This window comes from Faecalibacterium sp. DFI.5.82 (genome assembly GCF_029076575.1).
In the GTDB taxonomy this organism is placed as follows: domain Bacteria; phylum Bacillota; class Clostridia; order Oscillospirales; family Ruminococcaceae; genus Faecalibacterium; species Faecalibacterium duncaniae.
Genome location: NZ_JARFIS010000932.1, coordinates 1 through 294 on the forward strand (window position 1 = coordinate 1; position 294 = coordinate 294).

1 protein-coding gene is annotated in these 294 nt (G+C 63.3%); it reads left to right on the forward strand.

The window, feature by feature from the left end; translation table 11 throughout:
- Positions 1–59: 59 nt before the first annotated feature.
- Positions 60–294 (forward strand): sigma factor (locus P0G09_RS19545; RefSeq protein WP_275253509.1); only part of this gene is annotated, 235 nt, incomplete at its 3' end.

Here is a 294-nt window from a genome sequence, read left to right on the forward strand (position 1 = left end):
TATCTTCCCCGCCCTCTTACCCCATACTTCCGGTATCAACGTAACCGGAGGTTCGGGGGATGTACAACAATGTGGAATTATGCGGGGTGGACACGGCCCAGCTGCCGGTGCTTTCCGAAGCGGAAAAGCGGCAGCTGCTCACCCGGGCGCGGGCAGGCGATGCCGCCGCCCGGCAAGCCATGAACGAGGGCAACCTGCGGCTTGTCCTGAGCGTGGTGCAGCGGTTCGCGCAGCGGGGGGAGAATCTGGACGAACTGTTTCAGGTGGGGTGCATCGGGCTCATCAAGGCCATCG